Annotated in this window: 14 protein-coding genes; 11 read left to right on the forward strand and 3 right to left on the reverse strand. The window is 69.6% G+C overall.

Annotated elements, in window-relative coordinates:
- Positions 1 to 20 precede the first annotated feature (20 nt).
- From ACZ5LB_RS05470 to ACZ5LB_RS05490, 5 genes are all read left to right on the forward strand, one after another.
- Positions 21 to 758 carry an ABC transporter ATP-binding protein gene (locus ACZ5LB_RS05470; protein WP_464605153.1) on the forward strand — a complete coding sequence of 246 codons (738 nt, stop codon included), beginning with the start codon at positions 21 to 23 and terminating at the stop codon, positions 756 to 758.
- Positions 751 to 1,530: an ABC transporter permease gene (locus ACZ5LB_RS05475; RefSeq protein ID WP_464605154.1), complete on the forward strand. Its 780-nt coding sequence runs from the start codon at positions 751 to 753 to the stop codon at positions 1,528 to 1,530. Before ACZ5LB_RS05470 ends, ACZ5LB_RS05475 begins: the two co-directional genes overlap by 8 nt.
- Positions 1,531 to 1,670: 140 nt before the next feature.
- Positions 1,671 to 2,123, forward strand: a complete 453-nt coding sequence (locus ACZ5LB_RS05480) for an RrF2 family transcriptional regulator (RefSeq protein WP_464605155.1) — start codon at positions 1,671 to 1,673, stop codon at positions 2,121 to 2,123.
- A 7-nt stretch (positions 2,124 to 2,130) separates the two neighbouring features.
- Complete coding sequence (locus tag ACZ5LB_RS05485; protein WP_464605156.1) at positions 2,131 to 2,943, forward strand: cyclic nucleotide-binding domain-containing protein; 813 nt, start codon at positions 2,131 to 2,133, stop codon at positions 2,941 to 2,943.
- A gap of 111 nt (positions 2,944 to 3,054) precedes the next feature.
- A complete protein-coding gene (locus ACZ5LB_RS05490) occupies positions 3,055 to 4,998 on the forward strand; it encodes an APC family permease (RefSeq protein WP_464605158.1) in 1,944 nt (647 codons plus the stop codon).
- 34 nt (positions 4,999 to 5,032) lie between these two features.
- Here the strand turns inward: ACZ5LB_RS05490 and ACZ5LB_RS05495 are convergent, their stop codons facing one another.
- The 3 genes from ACZ5LB_RS05495 to ACZ5LB_RS05505 are packed head-to-tail and all read right to left on the reverse strand — an operon-like array spanning position 5,033 to position 8,406.
- On the reverse strand, positions 5,033 to 6,667 hold the full coding sequence (locus ACZ5LB_RS05495) for a hypothetical protein (protein ID WP_464605159.1): 1,635 nt from the start codon (positions 6,665 to 6,667) through the stop codon (positions 5,033 to 5,035).
- The gene (locus ACZ5LB_RS05500; RefSeq protein ID WP_464605160.1) at positions 6,664 to 7,530 is read right to left on the reverse strand and encodes a tetratricopeptide repeat protein; all 867 of its coding nucleotides are present in this window, start codon (positions 7,528 to 7,530) and stop codon (positions 6,664 to 6,666) included. The genes ACZ5LB_RS05495 and ACZ5LB_RS05500 overlap by 4 nt, the downstream gene beginning before the upstream one ends.
- Before the next feature lie 45 nt (positions 7,531 to 7,575).
- The gene (locus ACZ5LB_RS05505; RefSeq protein WP_464605161.1) at positions 7,576 to 8,406 is read right to left on the reverse strand and encodes a class I SAM-dependent methyltransferase; all 831 of its coding nucleotides are present in this window, start codon (positions 8,404 to 8,406) and stop codon (positions 7,576 to 7,578) included.
- A gap of 184 nt (positions 8,407 to 8,590) precedes the next feature.
- Here ACZ5LB_RS05505 and ACZ5LB_RS05510 point away from each other — a divergent pair, with 184 nt between their 5' ends.
- From ACZ5LB_RS05510 to ACZ5LB_RS05535, 6 genes are all read left to right on the forward strand, one after another.
- Positions 8,591 to 10,012: an MFS transporter gene (locus tag ACZ5LB_RS05510; RefSeq protein ID WP_464605162.1), complete on the forward strand. Its 1,422-nt coding sequence runs from the start codon at positions 8,591 to 8,593 to the stop codon at positions 10,010 to 10,012.
- 2 nt (positions 10,013 to 10,014) lie between these two features.
- Entirely contained in the window at positions 10,015 to 11,013 is a 999-nt protein-coding gene (locus ACZ5LB_RS05515) for a tRNA-dihydrouridine synthase family protein (protein ID WP_464605163.1), read from the forward strand.
- A 77-nt stretch (positions 11,014 to 11,090) separates the two neighbouring features.
- Positions 11,091 to 11,426, forward strand: coding sequence for an STAS domain-containing protein (locus tag ACZ5LB_RS05520; protein WP_464605165.1), 336 nt, complete (start codon positions 11,091 to 11,093; stop codon positions 11,424 to 11,426).
- A gap of 574 nt (positions 11,427 to 12,000) precedes the next feature.
- Positions 12,001 to 12,567: a hypothetical protein gene (locus ACZ5LB_RS05525; RefSeq protein ID WP_464605166.1), complete on the forward strand. Its 567-nt coding sequence runs from the start codon at positions 12,001 to 12,003 to the stop codon at positions 12,565 to 12,567.
- 20 nt (positions 12,568 to 12,587) lie between these two features.
- Positions 12,588 to 13,862, forward strand: a complete 1,275-nt coding sequence (locus tag ACZ5LB_RS05530; protein WP_464605167.1) for a chloride channel protein — start codon at positions 12,588 to 12,590, stop codon at positions 13,860 to 13,862.
- A gap of 73 nt (positions 13,863 to 13,935) precedes the next feature.
- On the forward strand, positions 13,936 to 16,167 hold the full coding sequence (locus tag ACZ5LB_RS05535) for an NADP-dependent isocitrate dehydrogenase (protein ID WP_464605168.1): 2,232 nt from the start codon (positions 13,936 to 13,938) through the stop codon (positions 16,165 to 16,167).
- Positions 16,168 to 16,211 lie beyond the last annotated feature (44 nt).

Consider the following 16,211-nt stretch of genomic DNA (forward strand, 5'->3'; position numbering starts at 1 on the left):
GGAGTTCCATGGATGCGGTAGTGGCACGACAGGTATCGAAGTCCTTCGGCGGGGGGCGCCAGGCCCTTTCCCGGGTGGACCTCACCATCGCCGAGGGGACCATCCACGGCCTCCTGGGACCCAACGGCGCCGGCAAGACCACGCTCATCGGCACGATGGTGGGCCTCACGGCCCCGGACGAGGGCACCGTGGAGGTGTGCGGCCTGGACGTGGGCAGGCACCTGCACCGCGTCCAGATGCTCGTGAACATGGTGAGGGGCTTCAGCGGCGTGATCGAGAAGGTCACCGCCCGGGAGCTGCTCACCTATTACGCCCACCTGTACGACGCCCCCCTGGCCCGGGTGGACGAGGTGCTGCGCCTCACGGGCCTGTGGGAAAGGCGGCACCAGGAGGTGGCCCTCTTCTCCAGCGGATGGCGCCAGCGGTTCTTCATCGCCAAGGGCCTGATCAACCGGCCCCGGGTGCTCTTCCTGGACGAACCCACCGTGGGCCTGGACGTGGACGCCGCCCTGGCCGTGCGCGACCTGATCCGGGAGATCAACCGCGACGGCTGCACCATCCTGCTGACCACCCACTACATGCGCGAGGCCGAGGACCTGTGCTCCACCATCGCCCTCATCGCCGACGGCCGCATCGTGGCCGAGGGCGACCCCGCCTCCCTCAAGGCCCTGGTGCGGGGCCCGGACCTGCCCGCGCCCACGCTGGAGGACGTGTTCCTGCGCCTGACCCGCCAGACCCTGGAGGTGGCCGATGCTTGAGCTGAAGGCCCCGTTCCGGCGCGTCTACGCCCACGCCTACCACATCACCTTGAGCCTGCGCCGGGACGCCTTCCGGCTGCTGGACGTCACGCTCTGGCCCCTGGTGCTCTTCCTGAGCATGGGGCTGTTCGCCCAGTCCTTCACCCGGGACCCCCGGGTCATCGGCCTGGTGGTGCTGGGGGCCCTGGGATGGCGGATCATCTATCACTTCCAGATGGAGGCCGTGCAGCTGTACATGGACAACTACTGGCAGGGGATGATCGAGCACGTGATGATCGCGCCCCTCAAGTGGTGGGAGTTCGTCCTGGGCGGAGCCATCAGCGCGGTGGTGAAGATCCTCGTCATCGCGTTCTCCTTCCTCCTGCTGGGCCGGGTCCTGTTCGGGTTCACGGTGCGGGCGCCCCTGGCCACCCTTTCCGGCTTGCTGGCGTGCGCGGCCTGCGGCCTGGTGCTGGCCATCTTCAGCATGGGCGTGGCCTTCCTGAAGCGGGGGGACGCCTTCGCCTTCATTTTCGCCTTCCCGGACGTCATCGCGGTACTCAGCGGGGTGTTCTACCCGGTGACGGTCTTCCCGCGGCCCGTCCAGGTCTTCGCGCAGATCCTGCCCACCACCCACGCCTTCAACCTCCTCAAGGCGACCCTCGGCCAGGCGCCCGGCGAGCCCGGGATGTTCCTGGCGACGTTGTTTCCCTGGCTGGTCGCAGGGGCCGCCTTCACCCAGTGGGCCCTCGCAAAAGCGCGCCGGGAAGGCAAGTTAGTGAAAATGAAGTAGTACGGAGGACCCGTTGCGGGCTGGCCTGGGGAAATTCCCGTATGGGCAAGGGATTATTCCGCCAAGAAGTCCTTGCATCCAAATGAGGACGCTCCCATCGTTTATGTCAGGCGTTCACGCCTCATTTCCGGGACTCCACCTTGCACCCACTTTCCCAATCCGCCGGTTACGCTATTCTTGCCCTCAGCTGCCTCGACGACCCCGGGGGCGAACCCATCATGGTCCAGGATGTCGCCCAGTGGATCGGCGCGCCGGGACCCTACCTTTCCAAGGTCTTCCACGCCCTGGGCAAGGCCCGGCTGGTGGACACCAAGCGCGGCCGCAAGGGCGGCGTGATCCTGGTCCGCCCGGCCAAGGAGATCACCCTGGAGGAGATCGCCAACGCCATGGACGGTGACGAGTGGAGGACCAGCTGCCTGCTGGGCCTGACCGTCTGTTCCGACGAGCGCGCCTGCCCCGTGCACGCCTTCTGGACCGAGGAGCGCACCCGCATCTACAACGAGCTGAAGCAGTGCTCCCTGGCGGACGTGGCCCGCTTCGAGCGCACGCACCGCCTGGCCCACCCGCCCGCGGAATCCGTCAGCCAGGAGTAGGAAGAGGATGCCCGAGTCCTTTGACCTCGCCGGCACCCCCCTGGACCTGCACCCGGAAATCGGCGAGTTGCTCGCCCAGGCCCCGGACATCGAGGCCCGCGTCTACCGGGACGGGGAATTCCTGGTGCGGGAGGACGAGGAGTCCCAGGACATCTTCGTGCTCCTCACCGGCGGGCTGGTGGTGGAGCGCGCGCCGGCGCTGCCCGGCGGCCCCCCCACCGTCCTGGCCTGCCTCACGGCCGAGGAGGGCGTGGCCATCGTGGGCGAGATGGCGTACCTGGGCGCCCTGCGGCGCACCGCCTCGGTGCGCAGCGCCGGCATGAGCCGCGTGCTGCGCCTGGTGCCGGCCCACATCGACCGCATCATCGAAGGCTTTCCCATGCTCACCCGGGTGATCTGCATGCAGTTCTCCCGGAGGCTCCAGGAGACGCTCGGGTCCCTGTCCCGGCTCCAGGCGCGCTTCGCCCTGAACCCCGGCCGGCGCGTGGCCCAGGACGGCGAGGTCCTTTTCCACCGGGGCGATCCCGCCCCGGACCTGCACCAGCTCCTGGCCGGGACCCTGCGCCTGGAGCGGGACGGCGCCGTGGAGACCTTCACCCCCGAGAGCGGGCCCCAGGGCTTCGTGGACCTGGACGCCTACCTGCGGGGCGGCGGCCACGGGGCCACGGCCACCGTGGAAGGCATGGCCTTCCTGGCCGTGCTGGGCGCCGGTGACCGGGAGAACCTGGTCCGGTGCTTCCCCGACCTGGCGCTCAAGGCCATCGCCCAGGCCCCTCCCCCGGCCCCCCCCGGCGCCCATCCGAGGGCCGCCCCGCATTGACCCCGGCGCCGCCCTCCCGGCCTGTCGAACCGTCAAATTCAGGGATGCGCATTGGCGTAATGCTCCGTCACCAGCTAGTCTGATTAGCTACCCCTGCCAAGGACTCACCCCATGCAGCCATTCCGAAGACTCATCCTGGGGCGCCGACTGGCCAGTGACGAGACGCAACACACCAAGGTAAGCAACTTCGTCGGACTGTCGGTGTTCAGCTCCGACGCGCTCTCCTCCGTGGCCTACGCCACCCAGGAAATCCTGGCGAGCCTGTCGAGCAACCTCCACGGCCTGGCCGGGGTCAGCCTGGCCGCGGCCGCCACCGCCCTCTACGGCCTGTCCATCCCCGTGGCCCTGGGCATCGCCGGGCTCCTGGTCATTCTCGGCATCAGCTACCGGCAGACCGTCATGGCCTACCCCGGCGGGGGCGGCGCCTACATCGTGGCCAAGGAGAACCTGGGCGAGCTCGCGGCCCTGACCGCCGGCGCCGCGCTGCTGACCGACTACATCCTCACGGTGGCCGCCAGCGTCTCGTCGGGCGTGGCCGCCATCACCTCGGCCCTGCCCTCCCTGGGCGGGCACAACGTCCTCATCACCATCCTGGCCATCTGCTTCATCGCCGTGCTGAACCTGCGGGGGCTCAAGGAGTCCGGCGCGTTCTTCGCGGTGCCGACCTACGGCTTCGTGCTCCTGATCCTGGTGATGCTGGCCACGGGCCTGGTGCGCACCGTCTTCACGGGCGGGCCCACCCCCGCGATGGTGCACGAATCCGTGCGCAACGCCACCCACCTGGGCAGCTTCGCCATGGTGTGGATCTTCATGCGGGCCTTCAGCGCCGGGTGCACCGCGCTCACCGGGGTGGAGGCCATCAGCAACGGCGTGACGGCCTTCCGGGATCCCGCCGCCAAGAACGCCGCCAAGACCATGGTGTGGATGATCGCCCTCCTGGGCGTCATGTTCCTGGGCATCACCTTCCTGGCCTCCCGGCTCGGCGTGGTCTACCACCACAGCGCCGACGCCAGCCAGGTGGGGGAGACCCTGCTCTCCATGCTGGCCAAGGCCGTCTACGGGGACGTGACCCACGGGCTGCCCAAGGTGATGTACTACCTCACCCAGGGCTTCACCTTCGCCGTCCTGGTCGTGGCCGCCAACACGGCCTATGCGGATTTCCCGCGCCTCGCAGCCCTCCAGGCCTCCGATGGCTTCCTGCCCAAGCAGCTCTCGAGCCAGGGCGACCGCCTCGTGTTCAGCAACGGCATCCTCATCCTCACCTTCGTGAGCTGCGTGCTGGTGTGGGTCTGCCACGCCAACACCGACCTCCTGCTGCCCCTCTACGCCCTGGGCGTCTTCATCGGGTTCACCGTCAGCCAGACCGGAATGGTGGTGCACTGGGTGCGGCGGAAGAAGACCGAGCCCCGCTGGCAGTTCAAGGCCATCCTCAACGGCGTCGGCGCGGCCACCGCGGGCGTGGTCATGCTCGACATCGCCGTCACCAAGTTCGTCCACGGCGCGTGGATCATCGCCGTGCTCGTGCCCACCCTGGTCATCATCTTCTTCCGCATCCACCGGCACTACATCCGCATCCGTTCCCTGCTCGCGGCCAGCCGCACCGAGGAGGTCTACCCCCGCAAGAACCGCGTGGTGGTGCTCGTCTCGCGCATCCACCGGGGCACCCTGGAAGCCATCCGCTACGCCAAGGCCATCGCCGACCGCGGGCAGGTGGAGGCCCTCACCGTGGACTTCCCCGATGCCCACGGGCACCACAGCACGGAATGGGAGCGCCTGAACGCCGACTGGCACCGGTACTGCGAGGGCATCCCCCTGCGGGTGGTGATGAGCGAGTTCCGCAAGACCGTGGAGCCCATCATCGCCGAGGTGGACCGCATGGCCAAGGCCGAGCCCGAGATCACCATCACCGTGATCGTGCCGGAGTTCGTCACCGACAACTGGTGGGGCCACCTGCTGCACAACCAGACCGCGCTGCGGCTCAAGGCCTACCTGTACACCCGGCCCAAGATCGTGGTGATCTCCATTCCCTACCACCTGGATCCGCACCTGCTGTAGGCCCCGGAGCTTCCAGGGACGATGATCCGCAGGGTCAGGGAGCCCGGCCTTTGGGAGGACGTGGCCTGGTGCGGAGGTCGATGAGGATCTTCATCCGGTCCAGCGTGTCCTGGAGATCCTTCCTGAAGGCCGGGGGCGCGATGGCCAGGGCTTCCATCATGCGCGCCACCGCTTCCTCATAGCGTTTGTCCTTGAAGGCGTTGTTCCCGAGGCTGGCCAGGCGCTCGGCCTCCTTTGCGGCCATGGCACTGAGTTCCAGGTCCGCGGCCCGGGCCAGGTGAGGCTCCAGGGTCTGGGCGGCGATTTCGCGCAGGAGCCCCTTGGCCTGTTCCGGACGGGAGGCATGCTTGTAGACGGTGGCCAGGCTCAGCTTCAGGCCGTAATGGCCCTGCAGGGTCCCGCAGGCAGTCTCCAGCAGGGCCAGTTCGCCCGGCTCGGCCGGCCCGCCCGCCGCCGCCAGGTTGGCCAGCGCCAGGATGGCGTCCGGGTAGGGGCAGCCCAGTTCGATGGAGCGCCGCAGGTGGCTGCGTGACTCGGGGTTGCCGCGCGCGGCCATGCCGGCGAAATAGTGATAGATGGGATTGTCCGGTTCCGCCAGGGAGGCCTCGTGGAACAACCCCGCCACATCCGAGGTGCCGGGAGCCAGCGTCCCGAGCAGCCCCTTTCCGAACCGGGCGGTGGCGCACCGGGGGTCGGCCTCCAGGGCGGCCTCGAAGCTCCGCCCGGCAAGGTCCAGGTTCCCGTGGCCCGGGGCCAGCCGGAGCAGCCCCAGCCTCGCAAGCGTCTCGGCCTCCGTCATCTGCAGCCAGGCGTAGGCCGCATCCACCTGGAGGCTACGGAACGTGAGCACCCACACCTGCACCCTCCCCATGTGCCTCACGCGGGCGAAGTGCTCCGCGAGTTCGCGGTCCAGGGCCTGCGGGGTGCACTGGAAGGCCCGGTCGAAACTCTCCTGGGCGGACCGGCCCGCGCGGATCATGTCCAGGAAGGCGCCCAGCTTCGCGCGACGCTCGTCGCCCGTCGTCATCAGGTAGGACGTGAGGAGCCAGACCGTGGCGTACACCCGCTGGCGCTCCGGGCCCCGGACGTACTCGGCCGAACCGGGTTCCAGGGCCAGGAGGCGCGCGGCCGGAAAGCAGCCCCCGTCGGCGAGGGTGGACAGGCAGTGCGCGGGCGGCGTGCCCAGGACCACCTCCTGCCCGTCCAGGCGCAGCGTCTGGAAGAAACACGCCATTCCCTCGTTCAGCCAAAGGGGGACGCCCGGGTAGTTGAGGAGCATGAACTGGTGGAGGTACTCATGGTAGGCCGTCTCCGTGGCCTGCGCGGAATCGGAGTTCATGGCGATGTACTCGCCGTCGGGGTGCGGGACGAAAAAACCGGCCTCGTCGGGGGTGGCGCTGAAGGACCTGAAGCCATCGCCTGATCCGAAAAGGTACACGAAGGACGGCAGTTGGAGGCCCGCCCGGGTTCCCGGCTTCCGGAGATCCGGGGACGTGGTGCGCAGGATGCCATGCAGGGTCTCGAAGGCGCGCACCCGCTCGGAGGCATCCTTCTCGCCGCCGTTCGTGAAGAACCGGAAATGGGCGCTCCGGGCCTCATGCCATGCGGGCGCGGCCGCGGAAAGGGCGATGGCCGCCAGGACCAGGATGCCGGCCGCGCGAAGGCTCACCGCCGGCCCTGGACCGTCTTCGGTGCGCGGTAGGCAAGGTACTTGTCCGCCGCCTCGATGTTCATCTTGAGGTTGCGCACCAGCGCGGGGTCCTTGGGACCCAGCGCCAGGGCCGCGGCGTAGTCGTCCCGTCCCTGTTTGTAGTGCTTTAGGCCGATGCTGGCCCGGCCGCGGTTGCACCACCCCTCGATGAGCCGTGGGTTCAGGGCCACCGCCTTGTCCGCGGCCTCGAAAGCCTCGGCGTAGGCGGCACGTTCGTTCATGCAGCAGGCCAGGTCCGCCCAGCTCATGGCCCGCTTGGGCTCGAGGTGAACGGCCTCGTCCAGGGCGGGCTCGGCCTCCGCGTACCGCCCCAGCTTGGCCAGGGCCTCTCCCCGCACGCCCAGGTAGGTCCCGTTGGTGGGATACCGGTCCACCAGGGCCTCGGCGCATTCAAGCAGGGCCTTCCAGTCCGCGAGGGCGGTGGCCGCGTCGGCGGCGCCCAACCAGGCCGTGACGTCCCCGCCCTTGCCCGCCTCCCGGTAGCCGTCCAGGGCCTCGCGGTGCCTTCCGAGGCGGGACAGCGCGACGCCCCTGAAACGCACCAGAAAGGACCGGGAGGGCCCCTGCCACGAGCGTGCCAGCTCCTCGGTCACCGCCAGGAGCCGTTCCCACTGCGAGGCCTTCGCGAGACACTCAAGCCGGGTGAACGCGAATTCGACCCGTGCCGGGGCCGGAAGGGACTCAATGAGGTCGGCGCTTCCGGCCCAGTCCTTGGCGGCGGCCAGAACCTGCAATCGAGCCCGGATCGAGGCCAGGTCCGACTGGACATGCGGCGCAGGCTGCAGGCAGAGCAGAAGCGGGAGGATGGGCACAGGGATCACGGGCATGTCCGGGAGAATGGCAGAACTATACCATTGCGACGCCCTTCAGCGCGCCGTCGCCAGCAGGATGTGCCCCCCCCGCTCCAGCGGCGCGCCGCCCCGGCCCGCGAAGAACCGGTTCCGGATTCCCGAGGGCCCCAGGTCCTCGATGGACGAGAAGCCCAGGGCCCGCAGCCTGGCATGCAGCTCGTCGGTCTCGAAGCGGCTGCGAAGGGGCTCGCCCACCGCGGCCGCGCGCCGCTCCAGGTTCTCCGTCGCCGCGCCGGGGACCTTGCCCGGAGGGTTCCCGTAATCGAAGACCACCTGCGCGCCGCCCGGCAGGGACGCGATGAAGGCCAGGGTGGAGAACACCACCTCCTCCGCAAGGTAGGGCACCACGCCCAGCCAGGTGAAGAAGGTGCGCTTGCCGGGGTCGAAGCCCTCCAGGGTCAGGCCGTCCTCCAGCGTCTCCCGCTCGAAGTCCACGGGAACGTACGTGAGGTTGCCGGGCACGGGAATGGCCGCTTCGGCCAGGAGCCGGCGCTTCCAGTCCTGGGTGTCCGGGTGGTCCACCTCGAAGATGTCCAGGTCCTCCCCCAGGGGATTGCGGTAGGCGTAGGTGTCCAGCCCCGCGCCCAGCACCACCAACTGCCGTGCCCCGCGGGCGAAGGCCGTGCGCAGGGCGTCCTCGGCGAAGCGGGTGCGCACCGCGATGAAGAGCCGCAGCTGCCGCTGGGAGACGTCCCCTTCCGCCCGTTTGGCAGCTGACGCCGCCTCGGACCCCAGGATCCGGCCCGCCAGGGGATCCGTGAAGATCCGCCCGTGCTCCAGGACCTGATGCACGGCCCGGTGGGTCGCGGCTCCCAGGGCTGTTCGGCTCGGCTCTCCAGGCTGCATGGGGGCTAGCCTAGTTGGAGCGCGGACGGGAATCAAGCCGGGATTCGGCCATCCCGCGCCGGGGCGCAGGAATCCGTCCGGAAGGTTCATTTCTTGCGTCCGGAGAGGATCCGCCGGGTTCCCCGGGGGCTCCGTCCGGCCATAATGGGATCGCGGCCTGCTTTCGCGGGCGCCCGGAGGACGTTTGGACACACAGCAGGAAAACCCCCGGCGCTGGGCCCTCCTGGCCCTCACCTCCGTGGGGGCGTTCATGGCGCCGCTGGACGGATCCATCGTGTCGGTGGCCCTGCCCCGCATGGGGCCGGCCCTGCACCTCAGCTTCGCGGCGTCCATGTGGGTGCAGGCATCCTACCTCCTGGCCATGGCGGTGACCCTCATCCCCCTGGGGCGCCTGGCGGACCAGTGGGGCAAGGTGCGGTTCTACCAGGCCGGCCTGGTCGTCTTCACCCTGGGCTCGCTTTCGGCGGCCCTGTCCGTGGACGGCGCCACGCTCGTGGCCAGCCGGGTCATCCAGGGCGTGGGCGGGGCGCTCCTGAGCGCCACCTCCGCGGCCATCGTCACCAGCGCCTTTCCGGCCCGGGAGCGGGGCCGCGCCCTGGGCATCAACGTCATGGCCGTGTACGCGGGCCTGAGCGTGGGGCCGCCCCTGGGCGGATACCTGGTGGACCACTTCGGCTGGCCCTGGATCTTCCTCATCAACCTGCCCATCGGGCTCGCCACCCTGGTCTGGGGGCTGAACCTGCTGCCCCGGGCCGAGGCCCGGCACGGGCGCGGCGCGAAGATGGACCTGGGCGGCGCGGCCCTCATGGCCGTGACGCTCGTGACCCTCATCGTGCCCCTCACCTTCTCGTCGGCGTGGGGATTGGGGTCCCGCCGCACCTGGGGGATCCTCGCCATCGCCCCCTTCGCCCTGTGGGGATTCCTGGCGGTGGAAAAGCGCTCGGCTTCGCCGCTGATCGACCTGGACCTGCTCCGCGGGAACCGGCTCTTCGCCGCGGCCAACCTCGCCGCGCTGCTCAACTACATGGCCCTCTACGCCGTGAGCGTGCTCACGGCGGTCCAGCTGCAGCTGGTCCTGGGCCACCCGGCCCGGGTCGCGGGGTGGGTGCTCATGGGGCAGCCCGTGATGATGACCCTCCTGAGTCCCTTCGCGGGCCGGCTCAGCGACCGCATGGGCTCGCGCACCCTGGCCACCTCCGGCATGGCCCTGGTGGCCGCGGGCATGGCCCTCCTGGGCTCCCTGGGACGCGCCGCGGGCCTGGGCCAGGTGGTGGGGTCCCTGGCGGTGGTGGGCCTGGGGATGGCGGCCTTCAGCGCGCCCAACACGAGCGCCATCATGGGCAGCGTGGAGCGCACCCAGCTGGGCGTGGCCAGCGCCTTCCTGGCCACCATGCGCGTCACGGGCCAGGCGCTCTCCGTGGCCTTCCTGGGCGGCATCGCCGCCAGCCGCCTGGGCGGCGGCGGGTGGCGCCTGCTCCTGGCCAAGGCCTCGGGGCCCGCGGCGGGCGCTTTCGCCTGGGGCTACAGCGCGGCCATGTTCACGGGCGCCGGCCTGGCCCTGCTGGGCGCCTGGGCGAGCCTGGCGCGCCGCGGCGGGGAGGCCTGACGATGTTCGAGCGCATCGAGATCGACGGCAGGACCTTTGCCCCGGCCCTTTTCCTGGCGCCCATGGAGGGCGTCACCAACTCCGCCTTCCGCCGCCTCCTGTCGGACTTCGGCGGCTACGGGGCGCTGTTCACCGAGATGCTCTCGGCCGGGGCCTTCCTCCAGGAGAAGACCCGGGAGTCCTCCTTCACGAAGCGCCGGGACTGCGAGGGCCCCGTCATCTACCAGTTCGGCGCCTCCGGGCGCGAGGACCTGGAGGCCGTCATCCGCAAGCTCCCGGAACTGGGCGCGGCCGCGGTGGACCTCAACCTGGGCTGCCCCGCGCCCAAGGTCAAGGCCAACGGCTGGGGCGTGGCGCTGTGCGCGGACTTCCCCCGTCTCCGGGACGTGCTGGAGCGGCTCCGCCGCGGCTACCAGGGCACCCTCACGGTGAAATGCCGGCTGGGCGACGACCCCGGGAACTGGCGCGAAGGCTTCCTGGAGCGGGTGAGGCTCTTCGAGGACGTGGGCGTCGACGCCCTGACCCTGCACGCGCGCTTCTCGGGCGAGAAGCTCAAGCGCCGCCCCCGGTGGGAGGAGTTCCCCTGGATCGCCGCGCGCACGAAGCTGCCCGTCATCGGCAACGGCGACATCTGCTCGCCCCTGGACATCGAGCGGAACCGGGCCTTCTTCGAGCCGCTGGCGGGGCTCATGCTGGGCCGGATCGCCGTGGTGAAGCCCTGGATCTTCCGCGAATTCGCCGGCCTCCCCGTGGGCGAGATCGACCATGCCGAAATCTGGGACCGCCTCTACCGCTACACCCTCGAGGACATGCCCCCGGAGCGCGCCTTCGGCAGGCTCATGGACTTTTCCTACTATTTCGCCAAGAACTTCCTGTTCGGGCACGGGTTCCACGCCAGCCTCCAGAAGGCCACGACCCCCGCGGAGATCCGCGAGGCGGCCCTGCGGTTCCTGGCGTCGGGGCCGGCGCTGAACCCCGGCAAGGGCTTGTCCTTTACCTGAAATTTTCAACCTACCCCTTGACGGATCCCTCCGGATTCCTCATGGTCAGGCAACGTTCAACCGACGAAGGAGGCAGCATGAAGATCCACGAACGTGACGTCAATGGCGTGCACATCATCGCCCCCCAGGGCAAGGTGACGCTGGGCGACGGCGACCAGGAACTGGGCGAGGCCGTGCGGCAGTGCCTGGAGCAGGGGCACCGGAAGATCATCATCGACTTCACCAAGGTTTCCGTGCTGGATTCCTCGGGCCTGGGCGAACTGGTGGGCTGCTACACCTCCATCAAGAACCGCCAGGGCGTCCTGCGGATCTGCGGGCTCAATTCCAGGATCTTCAACCTGATGCAGATGACCAGCCTGCATTCCGTGTTCGAGGTGAAAGACACCGAGGCCGAGGCGCTGGCGGGGATGTAGGAGCCGGGCCAAAGCAATCGCGCGTGTCCCGGATACGCGCGCCGCGAGGTTCATTGGCGCAGGCGAGCTGCGCCAACGGAAAGCACCGTCTTTGGGACTTGGGAGAAGTGCTGCCGCATTCGTTCTTCGATGGGGGGGGAGGCGATTGCCCCGTCAGGCTCCCCGGGACGACCTATGCCTTTTGATCACGCTTCGAGTTCAGCGGTTTGAGGACGGTTCGCGCCGACGTTGATTTGAGCCCTTCTCCTGATTTTTCAGGCCATCGCTTCAAATCAACGTCGGCGCGAATGGCCTTCCTCCCGGCTCACTTGAAGCGGCCCGACGATGGATAGGCCTTCCTGGAGAGCCCCAGATCGAGACCACCTCTCTCCCCGATCGAAGGACGAACGCGGCAGCACTTCTCCCAAATCCAAGGCCGGGGGCTTTCCGTTGGCGCAGCTCGCCTGCGCCAACGAACCCTGCGGCGCCTAAATCCGGGACACGCGCGACGATTCGACCTCTCCCCAGGAAATCCGGGCGGCCGCGCTAACGGGGTGCAGGATTTTGCCGATGAGAAGGCAGGAAGGCCGCCCCCATGGACGTCACCGCCATCACAACCGCCCTGCCCCTGACCCCCACCACGGTCAGCCAGACGGTCACAAGCCCGGATCCCTCGGCGGCCACCACGACCGCCGCACCGGCCGCGACCCCGGCCTTCGACGTCGCCCTCACCGCGGTCACCACGGCCAACAACCCGGCGGCGACAAGCACCCTCGACCTGAACGCCGGGGACGTGGCCGCGCAGGTGGAGCAGGCCGCCATCGCCCGGCAGACCGTGCTTTCGGCCATGCGCTCCGGGGCGGACGTCTCCACCCTTCTGAGCGGGCTGCCCCCCGGGGCCACGGCCACGCTTCTTGGGGGTGGCTTCGTGAGGACCCCCGCCGGGGTCAACCCGTCCGAACTGGACGCGCTGTGGGAATTCCACTTCCCCTTCCGGAGGCGGTACGTCCCGGCGGTGACGTCGTCCACGCACCCCGAACCCACCCGCGAGAAGGACAAGCACGGGGCGGGCAGCTCCCCCCTGACCGGCTACGGGCCCCACGGCGAGAAGGAGCCCGTCGCGGGCGAGCAGCCGGATGCAATCCTGGATATCCTGGACTGACGGGCCCCGGACCCGTCCCCATGGCCTTTTACAGCCCACGAACCCTGCTGCCCACCCGCACCACCCGGCTGCGGTTCCTGGCCCACACCCGCCACATCGTGGGGGTGATGCTGCCCCTGGGCGCGACGGTGGGGTTCCTCGTGGCCCTGGCCCTTTTCGCCCTGGACCGCTTCGAGCCGTGGATCCAGCAGGTGGGATGGCGCACCCGGCTTTCCCTCCTTCTTCCGGCGGCGGGCCTCTTCCTCACCACGGCCTGGCTCCGGCTCACGGGCCTGGGGGAGGTGGCCCTGCAGCGGGACCTGGACCTGGCCCGCACGGATCCGTACCAGGCCTTTCCCTTCCTGCGGTCCCTGGGCAAGGTGGTGGGCTGCGCCCTGACCATCGGGTTCGGGGGCAGCGCCGGCACGGAAGGGCCCGGCAAGTGGTTCGGGGCGGCCATGGGCCTCCAGTACCACCGGGTGCTGAGGACCTCGGCCAACTACCTGGGCGCGGTGAGGCGCCTGGCCCGGCCCCCCCTGGTCATGGCCCGGGCCGGGGCGGCCTCGGCCCTGGCCGCGGTCTTCCGGGCGCCGCTGTCGGGGGCCCTCATGGCCGCGGAACACCGCGGGCACCTGGCCGCCGAGTCCCTCATCCCGTGCCTCGTGTCGGCGGCCTCGGGCTACGTGGTCTTCTCCGGCGTCATGGGGTACGAGCCCCTCCTGCCCCTGCCCAGCGGCATGCCCACGCTCCGGCCCCGCGAGCTCTTCTGGGCCCTGGGCCTGGGCCTTCTCTGCGGCCTGGCCGCGACCCTCTACCTGAAGCTCCGGCAGGCCCTGGGCGCCCTGATGGGGAGGTCTCCGCTGCTGTGGCGGGGCCTGGCCGCCGGCATCGGACTCAGCGTCCTGGCTATGCCCGGCAACCTGCTCTTCCACGACCTGCCCGTCACCCAGGGCGGGGGACTCGAACTGGTGCGGGTGCTCCTCCAGGGCGGGACCCTGCCCGGCCACGCCACGGCCTACCTGGCCCTCAAGCTCGCCGCCACGGCCCTGACATTTGCCGGCGGCGGCATCGGCGGGCTCTGGATGCCGTCGCTGACGATGGGCTGCGCCCTGGGCACGGCCTACGACGGCTTCCTGCACCTGGGCACCCAGGGATACCTGACCCTCGTGGGCGGCGCCGCCATGGCGGGGGCCACCAACGAGAGCCTCCTGGTGCCGGTGGTCTTCCTCGCGGAGACCACTGGGCAGGCGGCCCTGGTGGTTCCGGCCCTGGTGGCCACGACGGTCTCCTACGTGGTGGTGCGCGAAGGGAACTGAAGGGAGGGCCGGGTGTTTCTGGTCTATGATGTTGGGATCCCACCCACACGACTGGGTTTCGAGACGAGGTGATATGAGCGCGGAAACTGGAAAGATCATCTGGACGGCCATCGACGAGGCTCCCGCCCTGGCCACCCACTCCCTGCTTCCCATCGTCAACGCCTTCACGAAGGCGGCCGGCGTGGTGGTGGAGCCGCGCGACATCTCCCTGGCGGGCCGGATCCTGGCGGCGTTCCCGGAGAACCTTGCCGAGGGCCAGCGCGTGCGCGACGAGCTGAGCTACCTGGGCGAGCTCACCCAGCTGCCCCACGCCAACATCATCAAGCTGCCCAATATCAGCGCCTCGGTCCCCCAGCTCAAGGCCGCCGTCAAGGAGCTGCAGGGCCAGGGCTACGCCATCCCCGACTATCCCGAAGCCCCCGCCACCGAGGCCGAGAAGGCCGTCCAGGCCCGCTATTCCAAGGTCCTCGGCAGCGCCGTCAACCCGGTGCTCCGCGAGGGCAACTCCGACCGGCGCGTGGCCCTTTCCGTAAAGCTCCACGCCCGCAAGCACCCGCACCGCATGGGCGCCTGGACCCCCGACTCGAAGACCCACGTGGCCCACATGGAGGCGGGCGACTTCTACGGCAGCGAGGCCTCCGTCACCATCGCCCGCGCCGGCAACGCGCGCATCGAGTTCGTGGACGCCGCCGGGGCCGTGAAGGTCCTCAAGGAGAAGCTCTTCCTGCAGGAGGGCGAGGTCGTCGACGGCTCGTTCATGAGCGTCAAGGCCCTGCGCGCCTTCATCGCCGGCCAGCTCGAGGCCGCCCGCAGGGAGGGCGTGCTGTTCTCCGTGCACCTCAAGGCCACCATGATGAAGATCTCCGACCCGGTGATCTTCGGCCACTTCGTCTCCGTGTACTTCCAGGAGGTCTTCGAGAAGCACGCCGGGCTCTTCGCGGAGCTGGGGATCAACCCGGACCTGGGCCTGGGCGACCTGTACGCCAAGCTGGCCAGGCTGCCGGAGGCCCAGCGCGCCGCCGTGGAAGCCGACATCAAGGCCGTCTACGCCTTCCGCCCGGCCCTGGCCATGGTGGATTCCGACAAGGGCATCACCAACCTGCACGCCAGCAACGACGTCATCATCGACGCCTCGATGCCGGTGGTCGTCCGGGATTCCGGCAAGATGTGGGGCCCCGACGGCAAGCTCCAGGACGTCAAGTGCGTCATCCCCGACCGCTGCTACTCCACCTTCTACCAGGAGGCCTTCGAGGACTGCCGCCGCAACGGCCAGTTCGACCCGGCCACCATGGGCAGCGTCTCCAACGTCGGCCTCATGGCCCAGAAGGCCGAGGAGTACGGCTCCCACGACAAGACCTTCAAGGCCCCCGCCGACGGCGTCATCCGCGTCGTGGACGAATCCGGGACCGTGCTGATCCGGCACGCCGTGGAGAAGGGCGACATCTGGCGCGGCTGCCAGACCAAGGACCTGCCCATCCGCGACTGGGTGCGCCTGGCCGTGAGCCGGGCCCGGGCCACCGGCGCGCCCGCGGTCTTCTGGCTGGACCGGAACCGCGCCCACGACGCCCAGATCATCGCCAAGGTCGAGCGCTACCTGAAGGACCACGACACCGCCGGCCTGGAGATCCGCATTCTCAGCCCCGTGGAGGCCATGCGCTACACCCTGCCCCGCACCCGCGCGGGCCAGGACACCATCTCGGTCACCGGCAACGCCCTGCGCGACTACCTCACCGACCTGTTCCCCATCCTGGAGCTGGGCACCAGCTCGAAGATGCTCTCCATCGTGCCCCTTCTGGCCGGCGGCGGGCTCTTCGAGACCGGCGCGGGCGGCTCTGCCCCCAAGCACGTCCAGCAGTTCCAGCAGGAGGGCTACCTGCGCTGGGACTCCCTGGGCGAATTCCTGGCCATCGGCGTCTCCCTGGAGCACCTGGGCGCGACGACCGGGAACGCCAAGGCGCTCCTCCTGGCCGAGACCCTGGACCGGGCCAACGCCAAGTTCCTGGACAACAACCGCAACCCCGCCCGCAAGGTGGGGCAGATCGACAACCGCGGGAGCCACTTCTACCTGGCGCTCTACTGGGCCGAGGCCCTCGCCGCCCAGACCCGGGACGCCGACCTCCAGGCCCGCTTCGCCAAGGTCGCCGCGGCGCTCCAGGCCAACGAGGCCCGCATCAACGAGGAGCTGATCGCGGCCCAGGGGAAACCGGTGGACATGGGCGGGTACTACCACCCCGACTTCGGGAAGACCTCCAGGGCCATGCGGCCCAGCCCCACCCTCAACGCCATCGTGGACGCCATCGCTTAAAAAAATCTTTTCACCGCGATCTTCACCGAATCCACAGCGTTTGC

It is taken from the genome of Mesoterricola sp. MK458 (genome assembly GCF_055384935.1).

What these genes read in the sequence shown, in the direction of transcription:
- ACZ5LB_RS05475 (WP_464605154.1), top strand. Translation starts at nt 751, where the DNA reads ATGCTTGAGCTGAAGGCCCCGTTCCGGCGCGTCTACGCCCACGCCTAC.
- ACZ5LB_RS05485 (WP_464605156.1), top strand. Translation starts at nt 2,131, where the DNA reads ATGCCCGAGTCCTTTGACCTCGCCGGCACCCCCCTGGACCTGCACCCG.
- ACZ5LB_RS05490 (WP_464605158.1), top strand. Translation starts at nt 3,055, where the DNA reads ATGCAGCCATTCCGAAGACTCATCCTGGGGCGCCGACTGGCCAGTGAC.
- ACZ5LB_RS05505 (WP_464605161.1), bottom strand. Translation starts at nt 8,406, where the DNA reads ATGCAGCCTGGAGAGCCGAGCCGAACAGCCCTGGGAGCCGCGACCCAC.
- ACZ5LB_RS05515 (WP_464605163.1), top strand. Translation starts at nt 10,015, where the DNA reads ATGTTCGAGCGCATCGAGATCGACGGCAGGACCTTTGCCCCGGCCCTT.
- ACZ5LB_RS05520 (WP_464605165.1), top strand. Translation starts at nt 11,091, where the DNA reads ATGAAGATCCACGAACGTGACGTCAATGGCGTGCACATCATCGCCCCC.
- ACZ5LB_RS05525 (WP_464605166.1), top strand. Translation starts at nt 12,001, where the DNA reads ATGGACGTCACCGCCATCACAACCGCCCTGCCCCTGACCCCCACCACG.
- ACZ5LB_RS05530 (WP_464605167.1), top strand. Translation starts at nt 12,588, where the DNA reads ATGGCCTTTTACAGCCCACGAACCCTGCTGCCCACCCGCACCACCCGG.
- ACZ5LB_RS05535 (WP_464605168.1), top strand. Translation starts at nt 13,936, where the DNA reads ATGAGCGCGGAAACTGGAAAGATCATCTGGACGGCCATCGACGAGGCT.